Here is a 21935-nt window from a genome sequence, read left to right on the forward strand (position 1 = left end):
GGGAACCCGCTCGAGAATATCCGTCAGACGGCCTGCTTCAGCTTGTCGACCAGGTCCGTGCGCTCCCAGCTGAAAAAGTCGCCTTCCGCCTTGCGGCCGAAATGGCCGTAGGCCGCAGTCTTCGCATAGATCGGCTTATTGAGGCCGAGATGGGTGCGGATGCCGCGCGGGGTGAGGCCGCCCAGCTCCGGGATCGCCTTGATCGCCTCTTCCAGGGCCGCGTCGCCGACGGTGCCGGTGCCGTGCGTGTCGACGTAGAGCGACAGCGGCTCGGAGACCCCGATCGCGTAGGCGAGCTGGATCGTGCAGCGCCGGGCGAGGCCGGCGGCGACGATGTTCTTGGCAAGGTAGCGCGCCGCATAGGCCGCCGAGCGGTCGACCTTGGTCGGGTCCTTGCCGGAGAAGGCGCCGCCGCCGTGCGGGGCCGCGCCGCCATAGGTGTCGACGATGATCTTGCGGCCGGTGAGGCCGGCGTCGCCGTCCGGCCCGCCGATTTCAAAGCTGCCGGTCGGATTGATGTGGTAGACGGTGCCGTTGGCGATCAGCTCGGCGGGGAGCACGTCGGCGACGACCTGGCGGACGTAATTCTTGAGCTCGGCTTCCTGCTCGCCCTGGTCGTAGCCCTTGCCGTGCTGGGTGGAGACGACGATCGCGGTGGCGGCGACGGCGCGGCCCTCCTCGAACTTCAGCGTCACCTGGCTCTTGGCGTCGGGCTCGAGGAACGGCGCGGCGCCGGAATGGCGGTCGGCGGCCATCCGTTCCAAGATCTTGTGGCTGTAATAGAGGGTGGCCGGCATCAGGTCCGGCGTCTCGTCGGTCGCGTAGCCGAACATGATGCCCTGGTCGCCCGCGCCCTCGTCCTTGTTGCCGGACGCATCGACGCCCTGCGCGATATGCTCGGACTGGCCGTGCAGCTTGTTCTGGAAGCTGAAGCTCTCCCAGTGGAAGCCTTCCTGCTCGTAGCCGATGCGGCGCACGGTCTCGCGCACCGTCGCCTCGATCTCTTCCCTGGCGCCCGGCGCCCATTCGCCATTCTCGTAGACGCCGCGGCAGCGAATCTCGCCGGCGAGGACGACGAGCTGGGTCGTGGTCAGCGTCTCGCAGGCGATGCGCGCCTCCGGGTCCTTCGACAGGAACAGGTCGACGATGGCGTCCGAAATCTGGTCCGCGACCTTGTCGGGATGGCCTTCGGAGACGGATTCGGAAGTGAAGAGATAGGAGCTGCGCATCGCGAGAAACGGCCTTCCTTCAAAGCTTTGGCGAAACGGGGAGTGGATATAAAGCTATCCTTATATGCGCCCCTAGCGGCTCCGGCGCCGCACTGCAATCGCCGCCGCCGCGAGCAGCAGGGCGAAGAGGAAGGGGAGGAGGTTGCCGCCGCGGGCGAACACAGTCGCCCTCTTCGGCGCCGGCAGCTTCGACTCGATGGCCCCCATCCGCCCGAGCGGCAGGGTGGCGGCGAGCCCGCCGTCCGCATCGACCACGCCGCTGATCCCGGTCGGCGTCGAGCGGAGGACCGGCAGCCCCTCCTCCAGCGCCCGCATCCGCGCCTGGGCGAGGTGCTGCGGCGGACCCCAGCTGCCGAACCAGGCGTCGTTCGAGGGGTTGAACAAGAAGGCGGGGCGGTTGGCGCGGTCCACCACCTGTCCGGAGAAGACGATCTCGTAGCAGAGCTGGAAGCCGGCCTTCCCGACCAGCGGCAGCACCCGCGTCTGCGGCCCCGGCCCGGGATCGAAGTCGAGGTCGCCGGGCACGAGCCGGGCAAGGCCGAGCGGCGCCAGGATCGTACGCATCGGCAGATATTCGCCATAGGGCACGAGGTGCGCCTTGTCGTAGCGGGTGAGGATGCGGCCGTCCGGCGCCAGCGCGAAGACGCTGTTGGTGGCGCTGGTGACGGCGCGGCCGTCGCGGGAGCCCGCGCCGATGCCGCCGGTCAGCAGCAGGTCGCGGGGGCCGATCGCCGCGGCCATCTCCGCCCGCAGCCGCGCCGCTTCCGCCTGCGCGTCGGCGTAGAGCAGTCCGGTGACCAAAGGCGCGTCGACCGCCGCCTCGGGCCACAGGATGAGGTGCGGCACCCTCGGATCATGGAGCGACAGGCGGCGCAGGCGGTCGAGCGCCAGTTCGTCGGTGCCTTCCTCATTCTTCACCGCCTGGTCGATGTCGGGCTGGGCGATGCGGATTGCGAGTCCCGCCGGCGCCCGTTGCGGCGGACTGGCGAGCAGCCCCGCCACGCTCACCGCGGAGGCCCCCGCCGCGAGGGCTGCGCCGCTGCGCCAGTGGCGGTCGCCCAACTGCCATAGCGCGCCGCCGAGCAGCACGGCGATACCCGAAATGCCGTAGGTGCCGACGAGCGTCGCGGCGCGCGCCCAGAAGGTGGGCAGGAGCGCGACGCCGGCCGGGTTCCAGGCGAAGCCGGTGAACATCGTCGCCCGCAGCCATTCGGTGACGATCCAGGCGCTGGCGAGGGCAAGGATGAGAACCCGCCGGTCGCTCCGCCCCCAGCGCCAGGCAATCCCCGCAGCCAGCGCAGGATAGACCGCGAGGTACAGCGACAGCAGCACGACCGCGATCCACCCGAGCCAGGCCGGCATCGCCGCCTGGTAGGTGAAGGCGGTGGCGATCCAGTTCAGCCCCAATACGAACTGCCCAAGCCCGAACCACCACCCCCGCGCCAGCGCCGTCCGCAGCCGGCGCGCCTGCGTGAGGCTCCAGAGGAACATCGCAAAGGCGAGCGGCATCGCCGGCCACAGCCCGAGCGGCTGGAACGCCGTCGCGGCGATCAGCCCGGCGACGAAGGCAATGAGGTGAAGCCGCATGCTGCCGCCCTTGCACGCTTCCTCCCCCTCCCTGCAAGGGAGGGGTCAGGGGTGGGTGGGCGAGCGAAGCGAGACCCTTTTAGCCTCCGCGTTTCGCCCGCCTGCGGCGGACCCACCCCCAGCCCCTCCCTTGCAGGGAGGGGAGCGCGGTGACAAAGCTGGGCCATGGCCGAACTTCCCCCCTTCCACCTCGCTTTTCCTGTCCACGACATCGCAGCGGCGCGCGCCTTTTACGGCACCCTGCTCGGCTGCCCGGAGGGGCGCAGTGCGGCGGACTGGGTCGATTTCGATTTCTACGGGCACCAGATCGTCGCCCACCATTCGCCCGACGCGAAGCCGCGCGCCCACCGCAACCCGGTCGACGGCCACGACGTCCCCGTCCCCCATTTCGGCGCGGTGCTGAAGATGGACCATTGGAAGGCGCTCGCCGCCCGCCTCGAAGCCGCCGGCACGGACTTCGTCATCGCGCCGACGATCCGCTTCGAAGGCCTGCCGGGCGAGCAGGCGACGATGTTCTTCCTCGACCCGTCGGGCAACGCGCTCGAGATCAAGGCGATGGCGAACCCGGAGAACCTTTTCGCGAAGCAATAGGATCGCTCCCGTCCCTGGAAGGGAGGCGCCGGGGGTGGGTCTCGCCACAGGCGAGGCCAACGGGCGTCAGTACCGCAGCGAGCGCCTTCGGCGGTATCGAGCCGCCTCAGCCGCACCCACCCATGAGCAGGTCGCCCTGTCCCCCGGACAGGGCTGCGAGTGTCCGGGGGAAGCTCGCACCTGCCAATCCTCCCTTGCCGGGAGGGGAGGCGCTAATCCCGCCGCAGAGCCTCCGGCTTATGCGCCGCGCGCTTGCCGGCGTCCGTCTCGACGATCAGCTGCGGGTGCTCTTCCGACGCGGCGACCTTGTGGCCCTTGATGTGGGTCTCCGACATCTGCTCGCGCACCACCTTTCCGTGCGCCTCGCCGCCATGGCTCTTCCACGCAACGCGATCGCCCGGCTTGAGGCCGGCGCTCACATCTCCACCTTGGCATGCTCGCCCACCGCGGGGCGCGAGTCGGTGACGATCGCCGCCGCCATCTTCACGTAGGAGAGCACGGTCCCGGGGCTGTCCCAATATTGCGCGTCGCGCGGAGTCACGGTGAGGAGGCGGATCGCCGGGTCGCCGGGCCCGTCCCACCAGGCCTTGGCGGCCGGCGACCAGATCTTGCGGATGCGCTCGCGGTCGTCCGACAGCGCCGCGTCGCCGCTCACCGACACGTATTTCTGCGCGCCTGCATCGGCAAATGCGAGGCAGACCTGCGGCCGCGCCGCGATCTCCTCCTCCTTGGCGCTCTCCTTGTCGGTGAGGAAATAGACCTTCCCGTCCTCCTCCTCGACATAGGCCGCCATCGGCCGCGACCTTATGTCCTCGCCGTCGCGGCTGGCCAGCATGCAGAAGCCGATCTTGCTCATCAGCGCCCAGACCTTCTCCGGGCCAGCCTCGTCCGCCATATCCTTGTCCTCTCGCTGTGGGGGCTCGGCCTTTCAACCAAGCCCCCGGTGCGCGAGTTCCTGCCATGGACCAAAGCAGGTAGGCGGTGGCGGTCAGGCCTCGACAGGCCGCTTCGGCTTCGCGCCGAACCGCCGCCAGCCCCACCAGACGAGGCCCGCCACCAGGGCCCAGGGCAGCAGAGTGAGGAGCGCCAGCAGCATCCACTCCAGCGCCGCGATCACGTTGCCGACCCCGTCGCTCAGCGACCGCCGCACGCCGGGTGCCATGTCGCCCGCCTCATAGGCGAAGCTCATCGGCGTGTTGGCGAGGGACTCCTGCTTGTCCGCTTTCTCCGCCTTGCCCCCCGCCATCGTCTCGCGCAGCTGCTGCGCCTGGCGCTGCAGCTCGACCCGCTCCGGCGCCTTTAGGCCCGCCTGCGCGAGCTGCGCCTCGATCTTCCTCAGCGCCTCGGCCTGCTGCGCCTGGTCGCGGTTCACCACGTCGATCGCGGCGCCCGCGTCGGTGCCGGTGATCTCGCTGGTGACGAGCAGCCCGTCGGCATGCGCGACCGCGGCGATCCCTTCCTTACCGAAGGCGCGGGCGATGGTCGGATCGAGCTTGAAGTCGAGCCGCGCCTCGACGTTCCTGTCGCCGGTCAAATGGTAATACATGCCGGTGATCCGGCAGCGGGCGAGGCCGAGCTTCTCGCACGCCTGGGCATGCTGCTCCTGCACCGCCGAGATCCGCTCCGCCGGCAGCCGGAAGGCATATTTGTAATTGAACGCGACACCCGGCGCCGCTGTGGGCGCGATCCCCGCGGGGGCGGCTGCCCGTTCGTCGGCAGAGGAGCGGTCCGCCTCGGCGGTGCTTCCCCCGCCAGCCCCGCCGCCATGCTCGGGCGCCCGCCCGCACGCCGCCGCCGCCAACACCAAAGCCAGTCCGAACGCTTTCCGCATCGCTGCCTCCTCTGTTCTGCGGTTTCTCTACCATATCGGTAGAGAATTGAAAAGCGGATTGTGACCGGCGGCTAGCGGGCCTCCAGCCGCCACAAAGTCACCTTGCCGTCCTCGCCGGAGGTCACCAGCCAGCCGCCGTCGGGCGAGAAGGCGGTGTAGGGCACGTCGTCGGCGAGCTTGAGGGCGGCGACCAGCCTGCCGTCCGCGACTCGCCACAGCCGCACCGTGTCAGTCTCGCCGCCGGTCGCGCCGATCTGGTGGAGCAATGTACCGAACCCGCCGCGCGCACGCCCCGCATTCGCCAGCCAGCGGCCGTCGGGGCTGAAGGCGAGCTTGTAGACATGGTTGCCGGCGTCGATCCGCCGCTCCGACGCCCCGTCCGATCCGCGCCGCAGGAAGATCGTCGAATCGTCGCCGCCGGTCGCCAGCCTCTGCCCGTCCGCGCTCCAGGCGAGGCCGACCACCGCCTGCTTGTGCTCGCGCAGCACCCCCAGTTGCCGGCCGCTGGCGACATCCCACAGCCGCGCCGTCTGGTCGAAGCTTCCACTCGCAAGCCGCCGCCCGTCGGGGCTGAACCGCAGCTCCCAGACATTGCGTTCGTGCCCCGCGATCGTCCGCACCAGCCGCCCCTCCGGCACGTTCCACAGCCGGATCAGCTTGTCCTCGCCCGCCGCGGCCAGGGTCTTCCCGTCTGGGCTGACGGCGATCGTCCAGACGGTGCCCACCGCCCCGGTCAACCGCCGCAGCAGCCGCCCCGTCGCGGGGTCCCACAGGTCGATCGCCCCGTCATATCCCGCGGTCGCCAGCCAGCGTCCGTCCGGCGCGAACATGGCGGCGGTGGCGCCCCCCGCGTGGGTCAGGCGCAGCGCCGGCTTCAGCGCCGGAAAGCTCCGCAGCACCACCGCTCCAGCCGCGTTGGTGGTGACGAGCCAGCGACCGTCCGGGCTGAATGCCGCCTCCCGCGCCGGACCGCTTCCGTCTGAAACAACCGCGGCGCGCGCGGTGGCGACGCGCGGGCCTTCCTGGGCGGGCTGAGGCGCGGATCCGCAGGCCGCGAGCAGCGCCGTAACCCCCAGCAACCCAAACCATCTCCGCCCCGCCATCGCACTTCCTCTTTCGAAAGCGCGCAGCCTAGCACGGTGTATTATATGTGCAACACACCACGACGGCCAGCGAGGCTCATTTCGTGAGGTCGCGCACCAGGCTCAGATAATAGGCGATGGCCGGGCCGATATTCGCCACCGGCGTCCGCTCGTTGAGCCCATGGCTGAAATCCTCGCTGTTCTTGGTGAACACCGGGCTGGCGCCGTAGCTCGGCACATGGTGGTAGCGAAACCACATCGAATCGCTCGCCCCCGACGCCTGGCTCGGGAACACCGGCAGGCCCGGATAGACCTCCGCCATCGCCTTGGTCACGGCCGCGACGAAATCCGCCCGCATCGGCGAGGCGTCGTTGGCGACCGAGCCTTCCGTCACGTCGGTGAAGGTCACGGCGGGCTCGGCGGCGACGCGCTTCAATTCGGCCATGATGTCGGCGGGCTTGTGCCCCGGGAAGATGCGGCAGTTGATGTTGGCGGTGGCGCGCTGCGGCAGGGCGTTGAGCGCGTGCCCGCCGTTGATCATCGTCGAGACGCAGGTCGTGCCGATCTTGCCGACCATCGACGGGTCGTCGGTCAGCACCCGGATCGCCTGCCGGTCGGCGGGATTGGCGGCGAAGGCGCGCATCGCCGCCGCCGTCGCCGGCGCTTCGTAGCGCGAGGCGGCGACGAAATAGGAGCGGGTGAGGTCGCTCACCTCCGGCTTGAACTGATACTCGCCGATCCGCACCAGAGCGGCGGCAAGCTGGTTGATCGCATTCACCCGCCGCGGCGCCGAGCTGTGCCCGCCCGGATTGGTCACCGTCAGCTGGAAGTCGGCGTAGGTCTTCTCCGCCCCCTGCCAAGTGAAATAGAGCGGCTTGCCACTCTTCTCGTCGAGCGTGCCGCCGCCGCCGTCGATGTTGATGACGAGCTCGGCATTCTTGAGCCGCTCGGCGATGATCGCGCTGGTTTTCATCACCGTCTCTTCGTCGCCGGAAAATTCAACGACGATGTCGCGGCGCGGCCGGTAGCCCTCGCGCCGGAGCTCGATCAGCGCCGCGAGGGCGATCGCCGCGTCGAGCTTCATGTCGGTGGCGCCGCGCCCGTAGAGGTAGCCGTTCTCCACGATCGGCGTGAACGGATCGCGCTGCCAATCCTTCGGGTTCGCCTCGACGACGTCCATGTGCCCGGAAATGACCAGCGGCTTGAGGTTGGGATCGGACCCGCGCCAGCGGCCGATGAAGTAAGCCGTGTCGTCGACGGGCGTGATCGTCACGTCCTCGGCCGCGAAGCCGCCCGCGACCAGCGCCTGCTTGAACAACGAGGCGACGTCGGGCGTCTTATTCCCCGGCCCGCCCACCGAGCGCAGGGCGATCGCCTGCCGGGCGAGGTCGAGCGCCTGCGCCTCGGCCTGCGGATGCGCCGCCGGCGCCGCCGCCGCCTGGCCGCCGCTCGCCGCCAAAATCGCAGCCACCGCCGCGCCCGCCACCATCATCCGCATCCCGTCCTCCCCGATGTGAGGACGCTCTTCTAGTGCGGCCGCTCCCCCGCGTCATCCCGGCCAAAGCCGGGATCTCCAGGCGGAAGAGGCGCGGAGTCGGTGCGAAATCGCGGGGAGGTCCCGGCCTCCGCCGGGACGACGTGACGGCCTAGAAAGGGCTCTTCAGCCGAAACCCGACGTGCCGGCCGCCGACGAAGCCGATGCCGACCCGGGTGCTGCCGATCTCGAAGCTGTTGAGCCGCCTGGGCTCCTGCACTTCGATGCGGTCGCGCGCCGCGGCGCTGATATGCTCGCGCTGGGCGAGGGTCCGCCCGAAATCGCGCGGCGACGATCCGTCGTGGCTGCCCATCCGCCACGTCGTCACGCGCTGGTGATGCTGGAATCCGTGGTGGCCCGGCGGATGCCCGGCGGCCAGAAGAAGCAAGAGAAAGGGCAGGCCCCGCATCGATTCATCACCCCCCGGCGCGTTCGGAAGGGGCCTAGCTTAATCTGGCGTTCATGTAAAAATGGCCGCGCGTCGAGGTCCGGTCGCATTTCCCCTCTGAACGGGTGGCGCCTGTCCGGAGGCGACTTCGCCGATCGGGACGAACCGTTACGGGCGCGGGATAAAACGAACAACTAAAGTTACTTGGCTCTTACTAAACCGCTGCGCAGCCGCAACTTTCCGGCCGCCGGGAGCCTTCAGGCTATCGCGCGGAGGGGCGCCGGCGTAGCAAGCCGGCATGGGCGGGGGCGGTTATCGCGGCGATATCGAGGGCCTGCGCGCAGTCGCCGTGCTCGCCGTGGTGCTGTTCCATGCCGGTATCGGCTCGCTGGGCGGAGGCTTCCTCGGCGTCGATATCTTCTTCGTCATCTCAGGGTTCCTGATCACCGGCCTCGTCACGCGCGAAATGGACGCCGGGGGCTTTTCGCTCGCCACCTTCTACCAGCGCCGCATCGCCCGCATTCTGCCGGCGCTGGTGCTGATGGCGCTGGCAGTGCTCGTCGCGGCGCTGCTGCTCTGCCTGCCTGGCGAGATGCAGGGGCTGCGCGGCTCCGCCGTTGCCACCGCCCTCTTCCTGTCCAACCTCTATTTCTGGCGCCGCGACCCCTATTTCGCGCCCCCGTCGGAGGTCCAGCCGCTGCTCCACACCTGGTCGCTCGGCGTCGAGGAGCAATTCTATCTCGTCTACCCGATCCTCCTCCTCGCCGGTGGCCGCGGCGGTGCGCGGCTCCGAATCGCCCTCGTCGCGGCGGCAACCGGCTTGTCGCTGACCGCGGCGGCCGTGCTTGCCACCACCGCGCCGCAGGCCGCCTTCTACCTCCTGCCGACGCGCCTGTGGGAGCTCGGCCTCGGCGGCCTCGTCGCCTTCCGGCTCGTGCCCATCCCTTCGAATCAGGCCCTGCGCGAACTGCTCTGCGCCGTGGCGGTCACTTTACTCTTGCGCGCGTTCCTCTTGGTAAGCCCCGCCACCGGCGCACCCTTCCCGGCCGCCGTCCTGCCCTGCGCCGCGGCCTTTACTCTCCTCGCGCTCGGCGAAGCCAGCGCTGTCGGACGCCTGCTCGCGCTCCCGCCGCTCCGCGCCCTCGGCCGCCTCTCCTACGCCTTCTACCTGTGGCACTGGCCGGTCCTCGCCTTCTGGCGCCTCGCCCGCGGCTTCGACATGCCGCCCACCACCAAAGTCGGGCTGGTGCTGACGGCGCTGGCGCTCGCTATCGTCTCTTACGTCGCCGTCGAGCGGCCCCTGCGGCGGCGCCTGCGCAGCGGCCGGCCCTTTCGCGTGCTGGCCGGAGGCGCCTTCGCGGCGCTGGCGCTCGCCGCGCTCGCGTGGGGTGCCACCGCCGGCCAGTGGCGCCTGCACAGCCTCCCGGCTCCGGTGCTGCGCACCCTCGCAGCGGAGCAAGAGCGGATCCGACCGCCGCTGCTTGCCGATTGCCGCCCGCCGGTCGGCGCGAGGACCGTCTCGTGCCTGCGCACCACGCCCGGCCGCCGCAACATCCTCCTCGTCGGCGACAGCCACGCCGCCCACCTCTGGACGGCTCTGACCGAGCGCTTTCCCGAAACGCACTTCCTCGTCTCGCTCGAGATGAACTGCCGCCCCGTGGGCCGTGAGCCGGCCAAGCGCGGCGACTGCCGCAACCACGCCCTCGACGCCCCGCCGCTCGCACTCGCACCAGGGATTGACGGCGTGATCCTCGCCGCCCGCTGGGACCCTAGCGAGCTGCCCGCGCTCGCCGGGGAAATCCGCGCCCTCCGCGCCGCCGGGCGAGAGGTGACTTTGGTCGGCCCGGTCGTCGAATATCTCCCCACCGCCCCCGGCCTCCTCGCTCGCGCCCAGCTCGCCGGGGACCGCCGCCTCTACGACCACGGCCGCTCCGCGCCCCGCGAGCGACTCGACCGGGACATGGAGCCCGTCGCCCGCGCCGCCGGCGCCCGCTATTTCTCCGCCTACCGCGCCGAATGCCCCGAAGCCCGCCCCTGCCGCCTCTTCACCCGTACCGGCCGCCCCTTCCACTTCGACTATGGCCACTACACGCTCGACGGCGCCCGCGAGGTCGTGGCCCAAATGCCGGAGCCTTGATCAGGTCGCGGCACCGACGCGCCTCATCGTTTTGCCTTGTTCGTGCTAGGTGCAAACCAGGAAGGAGAGCGCTGCCGCGTCGCCGCCCTCGCTTCCGCCGAATCGGCCTGCTAGTCCCTCGCCATGGCCAGCAGCTTGAACGACATCGATCCGATCCAGGACCAGCCCTTCGACACCGCCCTGTCGCAGCGTTACCTCGTCTATGCGCTGTCGACGATCACGGCGCGCTCGCTGCCCGATCTGCGGGACGGGCTGAAGCCGGTGCACCGCCGCCTGTTGTGGGCGATGCGGCTGCTCAAGCTCGATCCCGCGGCGGGGTACAAGAAATGCGCCCGCGTCGTCGGCGACGTCATCGGCAAATACCATCCGCACGGCGACCAGTCGGTCTATGACGCCATGGTCCGCCTCGCCCAGACCTTCTCGCTCCGCTACCCGCTCGTCGACGGCCAGGGCAATTTCGGCAATGTCGACGGCGATAATGCCGCAGCGATGCGCTACACCGAGGCGCGGCTGACCCAGGCGGCCTACGACCTCATGGCCGGGCTCGACGAAGGCACGGTCGACTACCGCCCGACCTACAATAATGAGGAAGAGGAGCCGGAGGTGTTTCCGGGCCTGTTCCCGAACCTGCTGGCCAACGGCGCCAGCGGCATCGCCGTCGGCATGGCGACCTCGATCCCGCCCCACAACCTCGCCGAGATCCTCGACGCCGCCATTCATCTCATCGACAATCCGCAGGCCGAACCTTCCGCGCTGATGGATTTCGTCTCCGGCCCCGATTTTCCGACGGGCGGCGTCATCGTCGATTCGGCCGCCGCCATCGCCACCGCCTACGAAACCGGCCGCGGCGCCTTCCGCGTCCGCGCCCGCTGGGGGGTCGAAGACCAGGGGCGCGGCACCTGGACGGCCGTGATCAGCGAAATTCCATACCAGGTGCCGAAGTCGAAGCTGATCGAGCAGATCGCCCAGCTCATCGCCGACAGGAAGCTGCCGATCCTCGCTGATGTGCGTGACGAATCGGACGCCGAGATCCGCATCGTCCTCGAGCCCCGCAGCCGCACCGTCGATCCGCAGATGCTGATCGAAAGCCTGTTCCGCCTCACCGACCTCGAGGTGCGCGTATCGCTCAACATGAACGTCCTCGACGCGCGCCACACGCCGAAGGTGATGGGGCTGAAGGAAGTCCTCTCCTCCTGGCTCGCCCACCAGTTCGAGGTTCTGGTCCGCCGCGCTACCCACCGCATCGGCAAGATCGACGACCGCGTCGAGCTGCTCGAAGGCTATCTGATCGCCTACCTGAACCTCGATCGGGTCATCGAGATCATCCGCACCGAGGACGAGCCCAAGGCGGTGATGATGGCCGAGTTCCGCCTGACCGACCGCCAGGCCGAGGCGATCCTCAACATGCGGCTGCGCTCGCTTCGGAAGCTGGAGGAGATGCAGATCAAGGGCGAGCGCGATGCGCTGGTCAAGGAGCGCGACGACCTCGCCAAGCTCATCGATTCGAACCAGCGCCAGCGCACCAAGCTTAAGAAAGACCTCGCGGCGATGCGCGACCGCTATGGCGAGGCCACCGAGCTCGGCCGCCGCCGCACGCTGATCGAGGAGGCCGCGCCGGCCCGCGAGATCCCGCTCCATGCGATGATCGAGAAGGAGCCGATCACGATCATCATGTCGGAGCGCGGCTGGATCCGAGCGATGAAGGGCCATGTCGACCTCTCCAATCCGGAGGCGATGAAATTCAAGGAAGGCGACGGGCCGCGCTTCTTCTTTCACGCCCAGACGATCGACCGCATCCTCCTCGCCGGCGAGAACGGCCGTTTCTACACATTGGCGGCCGACAAGCTCCCCGGCGGCCGCGGCTTCGGCGAGCCGGTGCGGCTGATGGTCGACATCGAAGGGGAGGGGAGCATCGCCGACCTCTTCGTCGCGGTGCCGGGGCAGAAGCTGCTCCTCGCCTCCTCGGACGGCCGCGGCTTCGTCACCACCAGCGACGCCGCGCTCGCCGAGACCCGCAAGGGCAAGCAGGTCGTCAATCTGCGCCCCGGGGCGAAGCTCGCCCTCGTCCGGCGTATCCGCCCGGAGGACGATTATGTCGGGGTCATCGGCGACAATAGGAAGATGATCGTCTTTCCCTTGGCCGAGCTGCCGGAGATGGGCCGCGGCTCGGGCGTCCAGCTCCAGCGCTACCGCGACGGCGGCCTCTCCGACGCCGTCACCTTCCTGTTTGCCGAAGGGATCAGCTGGGACATGGGCGGCGACAGCGGCCGCCGCCGCACCGAGGCGGACTTGAACCCCTGGCGCACCGCCCGCGGCGCCGCCGGCCGCATGCCGCCGACCGGCTTCCCGCGCAACAACCGCTTCTGACAGGCGAGGGGAAAACACCGCCTTCTTCTAAAACAAGGCTTAACCGTCTTTAGGCTAGGGTCGCGTGCATGGATGCCATGCCGGCGCAGCAGCTTTTCGAGACGGGCGACGGCGACGGTCCCCGGCCGCCCCGCCGCGCCCTCGACGCCGCCCGCATCGAGGCCGACACGATCGTCCAGCAGGGCCGCCAGGATTATCTCGACGCCCTGCCGATCGCCGCCGCCGTCCTTCAGCGCGGGGCCCTCGGCTGGTCCTATGTCGACCTCGCCAACCCGCTCTTCGCCGAGCTGTCCGGGGGGCCGCCGGAGCCTGCCGCCGCGCTGGCCGGCATCGCCTTCCTCGCCCGTAGCGGCATGGCCGCCCGCGCCGAAGCCTTCCTGGCCGGCGGCGAGCCGGTGATGGAGTTCGAGGTCAGCGACGGCGACGCAGTCGCGCAGCGCCACTTCTCGATCCGCCTCGCCCGCCTCAACGTCCTTCCCGCCCTCGGCCGGCGCTGCCTCGTCACCATCGTCGACCGCACCGCCCAGATCGAGAGCGAGCGCGGCCTGCGCGCCGAGATGCTGCGCGACAGCCTCACCGGGCTCGCCAACCGCATCGCCTTCAACGAGGCGGTCGAGGCGGTGCTCGAAGACCCGGCGTTCCAGCCGGGGGGCCACGGCGTGCTGGTCGTCGACATGCGCCGGTTCAGCCGGGTCAACGAATGCGTCGGCGCCGTCGCCGGCGACGAGCTCCTGATCACCTTCGCCCGCCGCCTCTGCTCCGTGCTGCGCGCCGGCGACGTCCTCGCCCGCACCGGCGGCGACGAGTTCGGCATCCTCATGCGGCTCGAAAAGGGCCTGGACGACGCCGTGCAGGCCGCCGAGCGGATCCGGACGGCCCTCGGCTCGCCGTTCCGGCTCTCGGAGTTGGAAATCCGCGTCGACTGCGCCTTCGGCTGCGCCTTGCTCTCGGGACATGAGGAGCTGGCCGACGAGGTCCTGCGAAACGCCCAGTTCGCCCTGAAGCGCGCCAAGGCGAGCGGCCAGGTGCAGATCTACGAGCCCAACCAGGCCCGCGCCGCGCGCCGGCTGTTCAGCATCGAGACCGACCTTCGCCGCGCGATCGAAGGCGGCGACCTCCGTCTTGCCTACCAGCCGCTCGTCGATCTCCAGAGCGGCGCCGTCGCCGGCTTCGAGGCCCTCGCCCGCTGGAACCACCCGCGCCGCGGTGCGATCTCGCCGAGCGAGTTCATCCCGGTCGCGGAAGAATCCGGCCTCATCGTTCCGCTCGGCCGCTGGGCACTCGACACGGCGCTGGCCACCCTCGCCGCCTGGGACGCAGCCGCCGGCGCGCCGCTGCCCTTCCCTGTCAGCGTCAATCTCTCGGCGATCCAACTCGCCCGCGACGACGTGCCGGAAGCGGTGGCCGAGGCGCTCGCCCGCCACGGCCTCGGCGGCGACCGGCTGCTGCTCGAGCTGACCGAAAGCGCCATCGTCCAGGACCCGGCCCGCGCCACCGACGTCCTGAAGGCCCTTCAGGCGCTGAAGGTGCGCGTGGCGATGGACGATTTCGGTACCGGCTACACGTCGCTCGCCTACCTCCAGCGCCTGCCCATCGACGTGCTCAAGATCGACCGCAGCTTCGTCGCCGGCATGCTCGCCGATTCCGACTCGGTGGCGATCGTCCGCGCCATCCTCTCCCTCGCCCGCGCGCTCGGCATGGAGACGACGGCTGAGGGCATCGACACGCCCGAGCTCGCTGCCGCGTTCGAGCAGCTCGGCTGCACCCACGGGCAGGGCTTCCATTTCGCCCGGCCGCTCGATGCCGACGCGGCGCTCGCTTACTGGCGCTCGCGCAGCGCTTGATCGACCGCGGCCCGCGCGATCGCCCGCTGCGCCTCGCTATCCTCGGGGAACCCTTCTTCCGCCCAGGACGCCTCGATCCGCTGCAGGGTGTTCGCCACCGTCGGCCCGGCCTCCAGCCCCATCGCGATGAGATCGCCGCCGCCGACATGAAGTTTCGGCCTTTCCCACCCGGCGAGCGCCCGCGCCTTCGCCGGATCGCGAGGCCCGAGCAGGATACGGTCGACCGCCTCGTCGGAGCCGAGCCGGTAGGCGAGGACCGGTGCGGGGCTGCCGTCGTCCGGGACCGCAGCCGAGGTGAGGCGCTTCGCCGCCTTCTTCGACAGCCGCAGCCGCGCCGCCACGGCGGCGGCGACCTCCGGGTCCGGCGGCAGCAGCGCCGCGAGCCGCCGCACCGCGTTTGCTTCCACGCCGGCCTCCGCCTCGCGCGCGACGAGCCGCGCCAGCCGCGCCGCCTCCTCGATCTCGGGCAGCACCGGCCGCAGCACGCCGGCCTCGACCATCAGCGCCACCGTCGCAGCCGGGGCAGGAAGGGCGAGGAGCTTCATCAGCTCGTCCGCGATCCGCTCCCGCGACAGCGCCATCAGGTCGTTCGCCCGGGCGACGCAGGCGGCGAGTCCCTCAGCGTCCGGAGCGCCGAAGCCGAAGCGGGCATGGAAGCGGAAGAAGCGCAGGATCCGCAGATGATCCTCGGCAATCCGGGTCAGCGGGTCGCCGATGAAGCGGACGCGGCGCGCCTCGAGATCGGCCTCGCCGCCGAAATAGTCGAAGACGGCAAGCGTCCCCGGGTCCGTCGACAAGGCGTTGATGGTGAAGTCCCGCCGCGCCGCATCCTCGCGCCAGTCGTCGGTATAGGCGATGGTGGCGCGGCGGCCGTCGGTGGCGACGTCGCGGCGGAGCGTCGTGACTTCCACCGGCGCGCCGGCAACGATGGCGGTGACGGTGCCGTGGGCGAGGCCGGTCGGCACCGCCTTGATCCGCGCCCGCTTCAGCCGCTCCATCACCTCCTGCGGCGGCAGCCGCGTCGCCAGGTCGACGTCGCTGACCTCGAGCCCCAGCAAGGTGTCCCGCACGCAGCCGCCGACGAAGCGCGTTTCGCCCTCGCCGGCGCCCAGCACGTTGAGGAGCGCGCCCATGCCCTCTCGGCGCTGCCAGGCGGCGGGGGGCAGCTTCATGCCGCCAGCTCCAGCCGCCGCGACAGATTGACCAGCATCGCCGCCGTCGCGCCCCAGATGCGGCGGTCCTCCCACAATATCTCGTAATAGGTCCGCTCGCGCCCCCGCCATTGCGCCGTCCGCACCGCCTGGCGGGCCGGATCGAGGACGAAGTGGAGCGGCGCCTCGAAAACGTCGTCGACCTCTCCCGGATGCGGCGTCAGCGTGAAGCCGGGGCGGACGACCGCGACGACCGGCGTCACCTCGAAACCGGTCACGGTGCGGTAGCAGTCGGTGGTGCCGATCACCTCGACATATTGGCGGGCGAGGCCGATCTCCTCCTCCGCCTCGCGCAGGGCCGCATCGACGGGCCCGAAGTCGCCGGGGTCGATCCGCCCGCCGGGGAAGCTCACTTGCCCCGGATGCTTGCGCATCGTCTTCGGCCGCTCGGTGAAGATCACCGTCGGTTCGGCGCGGTCCACCACCGGCACCAGCACCGCGGCGGGCGTGCGGCTCGACACCTCCTCGTCGAAGGCGTCGCCGGGGAGGATCTCCGGCGTCCGCCGCGCGCCCCGCTCCAGCGCATCGCGGAGCCGCTCGGCGAGGGTCACGCCGCCGGCTCCATGGCGAAGAAAGCGCCGTCGCTCCACAGCCCCGCCGGCTCCGCCGCCTCTTCAAGCGCCAGGTTCGCAAGTTCGTAATAGACCGGGCGCGCGACGAGCGCCTCAAGGCCCCCGCGGACGGCGAGATAGGGAAGGGGGCCTTCGGTGCCGGCACGAAAGATCAAAGGGTGCTCGGGCCCGGCCACCACGACGTCGCCCGTGGTGAGGCGGAAGGCGAGCCGGCGCGCCGGCCCGTGCCCCTCGCTCTTCACTTCGACGGCAACGAAGGCGGCATCCTCCACCTCGACGTCGAGCTTCTCCACCGGGGTGACGAGGACATGCCGTCCGTCGGGCTCGCGCCGCAATATGGTCGAGAACAGCCGTACCATCGCGGGGCGGCCGATCGGCGCGCCTTCATGGTACCAGGTGCCGTCGCGGGCGATGCGCATCGCGCTGTCGCCGCAATGCTCCGGGTTCCACTTCTCGACCGGCGGCAGCTTCTTCTCCTCGGCCAGCCGCGCGATATCAGCGAGGCTGAGGCCGGCAAGGTCCGAAGGCGGCGGTGGCATCGGCATCGGGGGGGACTAGGCGAGGGGCAGACCCCCCGCAAGCCTTGCCGCCCGCGCGCCGCCCCCCTATCCCGCCGCCATGGCGAGCGAGTTCGAAAGTCCGCGCACGGCGATCGTGACCGGCGGCGCGAAGCGGATCGGCGCCGCGCTCTGCCGCGCCCTCGCCGCGGACGGCTGGCACCTCCTCATCCACTGCAACCGCTCGCGCGCCGAAGCCGAGGCGTTGGCGGCCGAGCTGGGCAACAGTGCGGTGGTGGCCGCCGATCTCGCCGATCCGGACGCGCCCTCTCGCATCGTCGCCGCCCTCCACGGCCTCCCGCCGGCGCGGCTGCTCGTCAACAACGCCTCGCTCTTCGCCTACGACGCCGCCCACGATTTCACAGCCGAGAGCTGGGACACCCACCTCGCGGTCAACCTGCGCGCGCCTCTCCTCCTCGCCCAGGCACTGGCCGACCAGGTGACGCTGATCGTCAACCTGCTCGACGCCAAGCTCGCCGCCCCCAATCCCGACTTCTTCAGCTACACCGTCTCGAAAGCCGGCCTCGCCGCCGCGACCGAGCTCCTCGCCCGCGCCTGGGCCGAGCGCGGCATCCGCGTCTGCGGCATCGCGCCCTCCGTCACCCTCGTCTCCGGCGGCCAAAGCCGTGAAAATTTCACCCAGGTCCATGCTCTGAACCCGCTCGGCCGCGGCGTTGCAGTCGACGAGATCGTCGCGGCGCTCCGCTTCATCCTTGCCACGCCGACCTTCACCGGCCAGACGATCACCCTCGACGGCGGCCAGCGCTTCCTCGGCCTCGCCCGCGACGTCCAGTTCCTGGAGCCCGACCGATGAACGACAGCGTGAGGCTGGACGGCCTCGTTCCCGACCGCCTGCAGCCGAGGACGCACAAGATCGTGCTCGAAGGCATGATGGTCGACGCCGACATCGGCTTCCACGATTTCGAGGTCGGCACGCCGCAGCGGCTCAGCGTCACCGTCGAAGTGTGGCTCGACGCCGAGGCGTTCCCGCATTCCGACGATGCCGCCGAAGCCTGGGATTATGACTTCCTCCGCCGCGACGTCGCGGCTTTGGTGTCGGCGCGGCGCTACAACCTCCAGGAGACGCTCGCCCGCGCCATCTACGAGCTGGTCGCCGCGCGCCGCGGCGTCTCGGCACTGCGCGTCTCGACGCGCAAGCCCGACATCTACGCCGATTGCGCCGGCGTCGGCGTCGAGCTCGCCTCCTTCTAGGCGGCGGTCCGCATGCGGACACAGGGGCCGAGGCTGTCGAGCACCAGCTGGTAGTCGCGCCGGATTGCGGCGGCCCCCGCGGCGTCCGCGTCGGCCAGGCTGGACGCAGGGAGGGTGCGGGGCAGGCCGCAGGCGAGGCGGTACCAAAGCAGGGTGTCCGGTTTCGGCACGCTGGCCGATTCGTCGACCACCTCGGACAGCGCCACCGCCCAGCGCGGCGTCTCGCCCGGCCGGCGCAGGATGCTGAGCGACACCGGCCTGCGGTCCGCCGTCTGGACGAAGATCTGCGTCTCGCTCTCGCCGGGCAGATTGCCGGGCGAATAGAAGGCGCGGCCGATGCCCGTCACCACCGGCGGCGGGGCCGGCGCGGCCGCTTCGCGAACGATAGCGCGGAGCCGCTCGGCGGACAGCGGCGCAAGCGGTATCTGGGCGTCGCGGGCGATCAGGCGCAACTCGCCCGGGCGGCCGGGAACCGTCGCCGCAAGCAGCAGGAATTGCGATCCCTTGACGATCCTGGCCGGCCGCCCGCGCGCGTCGCGGGGAAGATCGACGAGATAGGCGACGCGGGAGGGGACCGGGCCGGCGGCGCGGATCAACGCCGTCACCTCGGCCTGGACGTAGAGGCGGGCGAAGCCGGGCCGCAGCCCCGCCGCGTCGGCGTCGTTGACCGGGATCGCCTCCAGCGTCCGCACCTGCGCGACCACCGGGGCGGCGAGCGCGAGATCGGCGAGATCGGCATAAGTGGGGCCAGCGGCTGGCGGGGGCGAATCGGCAGGCGCCGCGGGCGCGGCCGAGGCGAGCAGGACGGCGGCAAGGACGGTCACCGGGTTCATCAGGGCCTCGTTTCGGCAGCGGCGTTAATCATCTGTTTCCCATAGGCTTAGGCGGATTTACCGGGCATTACAGCATTTCCCCCGTGCAAATACGGTGTGCGACAGGAGGATTGCGCCCGCCCCCGGGACGCGATAGAGCGCTTGCTCCTGTCGCATGATATGTTGATACATTGCGATGGAGCCGTTCGGGTTCGACTGCGTTAATGCAGGGCCGATCCCGGCGCGCCAATAAAAAGGGAGCGTGTCTGATTAATGGCCTACGCTGACAACAGGATGAGCTCCGGCCGCATCACGGCAATCGTGATCGTGGCCATTCTCCACGCTCTCCTAGGCTACGCATTCATCACCGGGCTCGCGTATAACGTCATCAAAAAGGCGGCCGCGGACCTTAAAACCTTCAACGTCGAGGAGCCTCCGCCCCCCGACCAGAAACCGCCGCCGCCGCCGCCGCCTGACCGGCCCGTGCAGCCGCCGCCCATCGTCGCTCCGCCGCCGCTGATTCGGACGAACACGCCGCCGCCGCCGATTTCGACGGTGAGCATCGCGCCGCCGCCGCAGATCACGTATACGGCGCCGCCTGCCCCGCCCGCGCCTCCCGCGCCGCCGCCTCCTCCGCCGCCCCCGGCGCCGGTGAAGGTGGAACCCGCCCGTGCCAAGGCCGACCTGCACACCCTGATCACGCAGGATGATTATCCTCCGTCGTCGATGCGCAACGAGGAAACCGGCACCGTCCGAATCCGCCTCGAGGTCGGACCGAGCGGAAGGGTTTCCGGCTGCACCGTCACCGGATCGAGCGGGCATCCCGCGCTCGACACCACGGCTTGCAACCTGCTGACGCGACGCGCCCGGTTCACCCCGGCGCGCGACAGCAGCGGCAATCCGACGACGGACAGCGTCCCGACTTCAGTAACATGGCGGCTTCAGGGCTGAGCCGCACCGGCCCAAAATCTACAGACGAGAGGAAAGTTACAACATGCAGACCAACACAGCAGCTGCGCACGGCGACTCGAACCCTTATGGTCTCGTCGCGGCGCTCCAGCAGGGCGGCCTGATCGCTCAGACGACCTTCGGCATCCTCGTCATCATGTCGGCGGCGTCGTGGTACGTGCTCTTCGTCAAGCTGTTCGAGCAGCAGAAGATCATCAGCCAGGGCCGCCGCGCCCGCACCGCCTTCTGGCAGGCCGGCACGCTGCGTGACGGTGCGCAGAAGCTCGAGAAGAACGGCGCCTATCGTCAGATCGTCGACGACGGCATCCTCGCCCTCGAGCAGCATGACAAGCTGACCGATCCCATCGACCAGCACGACTGGATGCTGAACTCGCTGGCGCGCAGCCAGGGCGCGATCGCCTCGCGGCTGTCGTCGGGCCTCGCGCTCCTCGCCACCGTCGGTTCGACGGCGCCGTTCGTCGGTCTGTTCGGCACCGTCGTCGGCATCTACCGCGCGCTCATCAAGATCGGCGCCGCCGGTCAGGCGTCGATCGACGCGGTCGCCGGCCCGGTCGGCGAGTCGCTGATCATGACCGCGCTCGGCCTCGCCGTGGCGGTTCCCGCGGTGCTCGCCTACAACTGGCTCACGCGCCGCAACAAGGCGATCGTCGAGGAGCTGGCCCACTTCGCCAACGACCTTCATGGCTACATGATGTCGGGCGGCGCGGTGAAGCCGAGCGCCCAGGCGGCTGCCGCCCGCGGCGGCACCGGCACCGGCACCGGCGCCAATGCCCGCGCGGCTGCGCCGGGTGCGGCCTCGCCGGGCGGCACCACCGCCACCGGCAGCGCCACCGGCACCACCGCGTCGGGTCCGAAGAAGCTCTGACGAGAATGCGGCGGGGCGGCATCGCCGTCCCGCCGCCGCTTCCTCTCAGGCGACAGAAGTTTAGAATAGGAAATTAAATCATGGCGATGAGTGCCGGCCCGAGCGAAGGCGGTGAAGACGCCCCGATGTCCGACATCAACACGACGCCGCTCGTCGACGTCATGCTGGTGCTCCTCATCATCTTCCTGATCACGGTTCCGGTCGTGATCCAGGCTGTGCCGATGAAGCTGCCGAACGTGCGGTACGAGCCGACGACGACCAAGCCGGAGAACGTGTCGCTCTCCGTCAAGGCCGATAAGGCCGGCAATTGCCTGGTCTACTGGCAGGTCCAGAAGGTCTCGGCCGATCAGCTGCTCGACATGGCGGCGAAGAAGCTGAAGCTGGAAGTCGACAAGCTCGGCGGCCCCGACAAGGTGACCGACGAGACCATGCCCGAGGCGCACATCCGCGGCGACGTCAACACGCCGTACAAGTGCATCGGCGGTGCGGTGTTCACGATGCAGCGCGCCGGGTTCGCCCGCGTCGGCTTCATCTCCGAGCCGCCTCCCGGCGAAACCACGACCCGCCTCTAATCGACGCCTGCCTCTAAACGACGAACGCGTTTCAGGAGTTAAGTTACCATGGCAATGGCAATGGCTGCAGCCGAAGGCGAGCCGATGATGGACATCAACACGACGCCGCTCATCGACGTCATGCTGGTGCTCCTGATCATGTTCATCATTACCATTCCGATCCAGACCCACGCGGTGAAGCTGGACCTGCCGCAGGACCAGCCGAACCAGCAGCCGCCGCCCATCGATCCGGTGAAGAACAAGGTGGTGATCACTGCCCAGGGCCAGGTGCTGTGGAACGGCGCGCCGCTGCCGCCGGATCTCATCATGCTCCGCCAGTATCTCGAGCAGACCCAGCAGATGAACCCGATCCCCGAACTTCACCTGCAGCCGGATCCGAACGCCCGCTACGAGCTGGTCGATCAGGTGCTCGCCGTTACCAAGCGCGCCCATGTCGAGAAGATGGGCTTCGTTGGCAACGAGGCCTACGGCTCCTTCTAAAGCGGCATCGCTTTCCTCTCGAAAGGGCGGTCCCGCGGGGCCGCCCTTTTTAGTTGCGAGTGATACGGCGCCGCCTGAGCTTCAAACGCGCCGCC

General features: G+C 69.8%; 22 protein-coding genes. 10 read left to right on the top strand and 12 right to left on the bottom strand.

The features are described from left to right. Positions 1-23 precede the first annotated feature (23 nt). Both metK and lnt read right to left on the bottom strand, forming a co-directional pair. Positions 24-1229: a methionine adenosyltransferase gene (gene metK, locus VGC56_RS18065; RefSeq protein WP_464127126.1), complete on the bottom strand. Its 1206-nt coding sequence runs from the start codon at positions 1227-1229 to the stop codon at positions 24-26. Between the two features lie 72 nt (positions 1230-1301). Then, complete coding sequence (gene lnt, locus VGC56_RS18070; protein WP_464127128.1) at positions 1302-2816, bottom strand: apolipoprotein N-acyltransferase; 1515 nt, start codon at positions 2814-2816, stop codon at positions 1302-1304. Positions 2817-2981: 165 nt separating this feature from the next. Between lnt and VGC56_RS18075 the strand changes: the two genes are divergently transcribed. Then, positions 2982-3407: a VOC family protein gene (locus VGC56_RS18075; protein WP_464127130.1), complete on the top strand. Its 426-nt coding sequence runs from the start codon at positions 2982-2984 to the stop codon at positions 3405-3407. Between the two features lie 212 nt (positions 3408-3619). Here VGC56_RS18075 and VGC56_RS18080 read toward each other — a convergent pair whose 3' ends face one another. From VGC56_RS18080 to VGC56_RS18105, 6 genes are all read right to left on the bottom strand, one after another. Further along, entirely contained in the window at positions 3620-3826 is a 207-nt protein-coding gene (locus VGC56_RS18080) for a hypervirulence associated TUDOR domain-containing protein (protein WP_464127132.1), read from the bottom strand. After that, positions 3823-4302, bottom strand: coding sequence for a pyridoxamine 5'-phosphate oxidase family protein (locus VGC56_RS18085; protein WP_464127133.1), 480 nt, complete (start codon positions 4300-4302; stop codon positions 3823-3825). Before VGC56_RS18085 ends, VGC56_RS18080 begins: the two co-directional genes overlap by 4 nt. Before the next feature lie 93 nt (positions 4303-4395). Then, positions 4396-5238, bottom strand: a complete 843-nt coding sequence (locus VGC56_RS18090) for a hypothetical protein (protein ID WP_464127135.1) — start codon at positions 5236-5238, stop codon at positions 4396-4398. Positions 5239-5309: 71 nt separating this feature from the next. Next, positions 5310-6341 carry a WD40 repeat domain-containing protein gene (locus VGC56_RS18095; protein WP_464127137.1) on the bottom strand — a complete coding sequence of 344 codons (1032 nt, stop codon included), beginning with the start codon at positions 6339-6341 and terminating at the stop codon, positions 5310-5312. A gap of 76 nt (positions 6342-6417) precedes the next feature. Beyond that, positions 6418-7818, bottom strand: a complete 1401-nt coding sequence (locus tag VGC56_RS18100) for a M20/M25/M40 family metallo-hydrolase (protein ID WP_464127138.1) — start codon at positions 7816-7818, stop codon at positions 6418-6420. Positions 7819-7966: 148 nt separating this feature from the next. Further along, positions 7967-8242: a hypothetical protein gene (locus tag VGC56_RS18105; protein ID WP_464127140.1), complete on the bottom strand. Its 276-nt coding sequence runs from the start codon at positions 8240-8242 to the stop codon at positions 7967-7969. A gap of 298 nt (positions 8243-8540) precedes the next feature. Here VGC56_RS18105 and VGC56_RS18110 point away from each other — a divergent pair, with 298 nt between their 5' ends. From VGC56_RS18110 to VGC56_RS18120, 3 genes are all read left to right on the top strand, one after another. After that, entirely contained in the window at positions 8541-10379 is a 1839-nt protein-coding gene (locus VGC56_RS18110) for an acyltransferase family protein (protein ID WP_464127142.1), read from the top strand. Between the two features lie 123 nt (positions 10380-10502). Beyond that, complete coding sequence (gene parC, locus VGC56_RS18115) at positions 10503-12746, top strand: DNA topoisomerase IV subunit A (RefSeq protein ID WP_464127144.1); 2244 nt, start codon at positions 10503-10505, stop codon at positions 12744-12746. Between the two features lie 68 nt (positions 12747-12814). Next, complete coding sequence (locus VGC56_RS18120) at positions 12815-14590, top strand: putative bifunctional diguanylate cyclase/phosphodiesterase (protein WP_464127145.1); 1776 nt, start codon at positions 12815-12817, stop codon at positions 14588-14590. On the opposite strand, the gene VGC56_RS18125 is transcribed toward VGC56_RS18120, so the two are convergent. Genes VGC56_RS18125 through VGC56_RS18135 form a run of 3 tightly spaced genes read right to left on the bottom strand, consistent with a single transcriptional unit; the run spans position 14566 to position 16918 of the window. Then, a complete protein-coding gene (locus VGC56_RS18125; protein WP_464127146.1) occupies positions 14566-15762 on the bottom strand; it encodes a CCA tRNA nucleotidyltransferase in 1197 nt (398 codons plus the stop codon). The genes VGC56_RS18120 and VGC56_RS18125 overlap by 25 nt on opposite strands. Continuing rightward, complete coding sequence (locus VGC56_RS18130; protein ID WP_464127147.1) at positions 15759-16352, bottom strand: CoA pyrophosphatase; 594 nt, start codon at positions 16350-16352, stop codon at positions 15759-15761. Before VGC56_RS18130 ends, VGC56_RS18125 begins: the two co-directional genes overlap by 4 nt. After that, positions 16349-16918: a DUF1285 domain-containing protein gene (locus tag VGC56_RS18135; protein WP_464127148.1), complete on the bottom strand. Its 570-nt coding sequence runs from the start codon at positions 16916-16918 to the stop codon at positions 16349-16351. Before VGC56_RS18135 ends, VGC56_RS18130 begins: the two co-directional genes overlap by 4 nt. Positions 16919-16991: 73 nt before the next feature. Between VGC56_RS18135 and VGC56_RS18140 the strand changes: the two genes are divergently transcribed. Then, on the top strand, positions 16992-17744 hold the full coding sequence (locus VGC56_RS18140; protein WP_464127150.1) for an SDR family NAD(P)-dependent oxidoreductase: 753 nt from the start codon (positions 16992-16994) through the stop codon (positions 17742-17744). Continuing rightward, positions 17741-18142 carry a dihydroneopterin aldolase gene (locus VGC56_RS18145; RefSeq protein WP_464127151.1) on the top strand — a complete coding sequence of 134 codons (402 nt, stop codon included), beginning with the start codon at positions 17741-17743 and terminating at the stop codon, positions 18140-18142. The genes VGC56_RS18140 and VGC56_RS18145 overlap by 4 nt, the downstream gene beginning before the upstream one ends. On the opposite strand, the gene VGC56_RS18150 is transcribed toward VGC56_RS18145, so the two are convergent. Further along, positions 18139-18975 carry a hypothetical protein gene (locus tag VGC56_RS18150; RefSeq protein ID WP_464127153.1) on the bottom strand — a complete coding sequence of 279 codons (837 nt, stop codon included), beginning with the start codon at positions 18973-18975 and terminating at the stop codon, positions 18139-18141. The two genes, VGC56_RS18145 and VGC56_RS18150, sit on opposite strands and share 4 nt — an antisense overlap. 252 nt (positions 18976-19227) lie before the next feature. Here VGC56_RS18150 and VGC56_RS18155 point away from each other — a divergent pair, with 252 nt between their 5' ends. From VGC56_RS18155 to VGC56_RS18170, 4 genes are all read left to right on the top strand, one after another. Beyond that, positions 19228-19905, top strand: coding sequence for an energy transducer TonB (locus VGC56_RS18155; protein ID WP_464127155.1), 678 nt, complete (start codon positions 19228-19230; stop codon positions 19903-19905). A gap of 43 nt (positions 19906-19948) precedes the next feature. Further along, complete coding sequence (locus VGC56_RS18160) at positions 19949-20788, top strand: MotA/TolQ/ExbB proton channel family protein (protein ID WP_464127157.1); 840 nt, start codon at positions 19949-19951, stop codon at positions 20786-20788. Positions 20789-20868: 80 nt separating this feature from the next. Further along, positions 20869-21360: an ExbD/TolR family protein gene (locus VGC56_RS18165; protein ID WP_464127159.1), complete on the top strand. Its 492-nt coding sequence runs from the start codon at positions 20869-20871 to the stop codon at positions 21358-21360. A 48-nt stretch (positions 21361-21408) separates the two neighbouring features. After that, a complete protein-coding gene (locus tag VGC56_RS18170; RefSeq protein WP_464127160.1) occupies positions 21409-21840 on the top strand; it encodes an ExbD/TolR family protein in 432 nt (143 codons plus the stop codon). Positions 21841-21935: the final 95 nt, after the last annotated feature.

This window comes from Allosphingosinicella sp. (genome assembly GCF_036403745.1).
Classification (GTDB): domain Bacteria; phylum Pseudomonadota; class Alphaproteobacteria; order Sphingomonadales; family Sphingomonadaceae; genus Allosphingosinicella.

Bases quoted from the DNA above. Each gene is read 5' to 3' on its own strand.
- metK (WP_464127126.1), bottom strand. From the start codon at position 1,229: ATGCGCAGCTCCTATCTCTTCACTTCCGAATCCGTCTCCGAAGGCCAT.
- lnt (WP_464127128.1), bottom strand. From the start codon at position 2,816: ATGCGGCTTCACCTCATTGCCTTCGTCGCCGGGCTGATCGCCGCGACG.
- VGC56_RS18075 (WP_464127130.1), top strand. From the start codon at position 2,982: ATGGCCGAACTTCCCCCCTTCCACCTCGCTTTTCCTGTCCACGACATC.
- VGC56_RS18085 (WP_464127133.1), bottom strand. From the start codon at position 4,302: ATGGCGGACGAGGCTGGCCCGGAGAAGGTCTGGGCGCTGATGAGCAAG.
- VGC56_RS18090 (WP_464127135.1), bottom strand. From the start codon at position 5,238: ATGCGGAAAGCGTTCGGACTGGCTTTGGTGTTGGCGGCGGCGGCGTGC.
- VGC56_RS18095 (WP_464127137.1), bottom strand. From the start codon at position 6,341: ATGGCGGGGCGGAGATGGTTTGGGTTGCTGGGGGTTACGGCGCTGCTC.
- VGC56_RS18100 (WP_464127138.1), bottom strand. From the start codon at position 7,818: ATGCGGATGATGGTGGCGGGCGCGGCGGTGGCTGCGATTTTGGCGGCG.
- VGC56_RS18110 (WP_464127142.1), top strand. From the start codon at position 8,541: ATGGGCGGGGGCGGTTATCGCGGCGATATCGAGGGCCTGCGCGCAGTC.
- parC (WP_464127144.1), top strand. From the start codon at position 10,503: ATGGCCAGCAGCTTGAACGACATCGATCCGATCCAGGACCAGCCCTTC.
- VGC56_RS18120 (WP_464127145.1), top strand. From the start codon at position 12,815: ATGGATGCCATGCCGGCGCAGCAGCTTTTCGAGACGGGCGACGGCGAC.
- VGC56_RS18125 (WP_464127146.1), bottom strand. From the start codon at position 15,762: ATGAAGCTGCCCCCCGCCGCCTGGCAGCGCCGAGAGGGCATGGGCGCG.
- VGC56_RS18135 (WP_464127148.1), bottom strand. From the start codon at position 16,918: ATGCCGATGCCACCGCCGCCTTCGGACCTTGCCGGCCTCAGCCTCGCT.
- VGC56_RS18140 (WP_464127150.1), top strand. From the start codon at position 16,992: ATGGCGAGCGAGTTCGAAAGTCCGCGCACGGCGATCGTGACCGGCGGC.
- VGC56_RS18145 (WP_464127151.1), top strand. From the start codon at position 17,741: ATGAACGACAGCGTGAGGCTGGACGGCCTCGTTCCCGACCGCCTGCAG.
- VGC56_RS18150 (WP_464127153.1), bottom strand. From the start codon at position 18,975: ATGAACCCGGTGACCGTCCTTGCCGCCGTCCTGCTCGCCTCGGCCGCG.
- VGC56_RS18155 (WP_464127155.1), top strand. From the start codon at position 19,228: ATGGCCTACGCTGACAACAGGATGAGCTCCGGCCGCATCACGGCAATC.
- VGC56_RS18160 (WP_464127157.1), top strand. From the start codon at position 19,949: ATGCAGACCAACACAGCAGCTGCGCACGGCGACTCGAACCCTTATGGT.
- VGC56_RS18165 (WP_464127159.1), top strand. From the start codon at position 20,869: ATGGCGATGAGTGCCGGCCCGAGCGAAGGCGGTGAAGACGCCCCGATG.
- VGC56_RS18170 (WP_464127160.1), top strand. From the start codon at position 21,409: ATGGCAATGGCAATGGCTGCAGCCGAAGGCGAGCCGATGATGGACATC.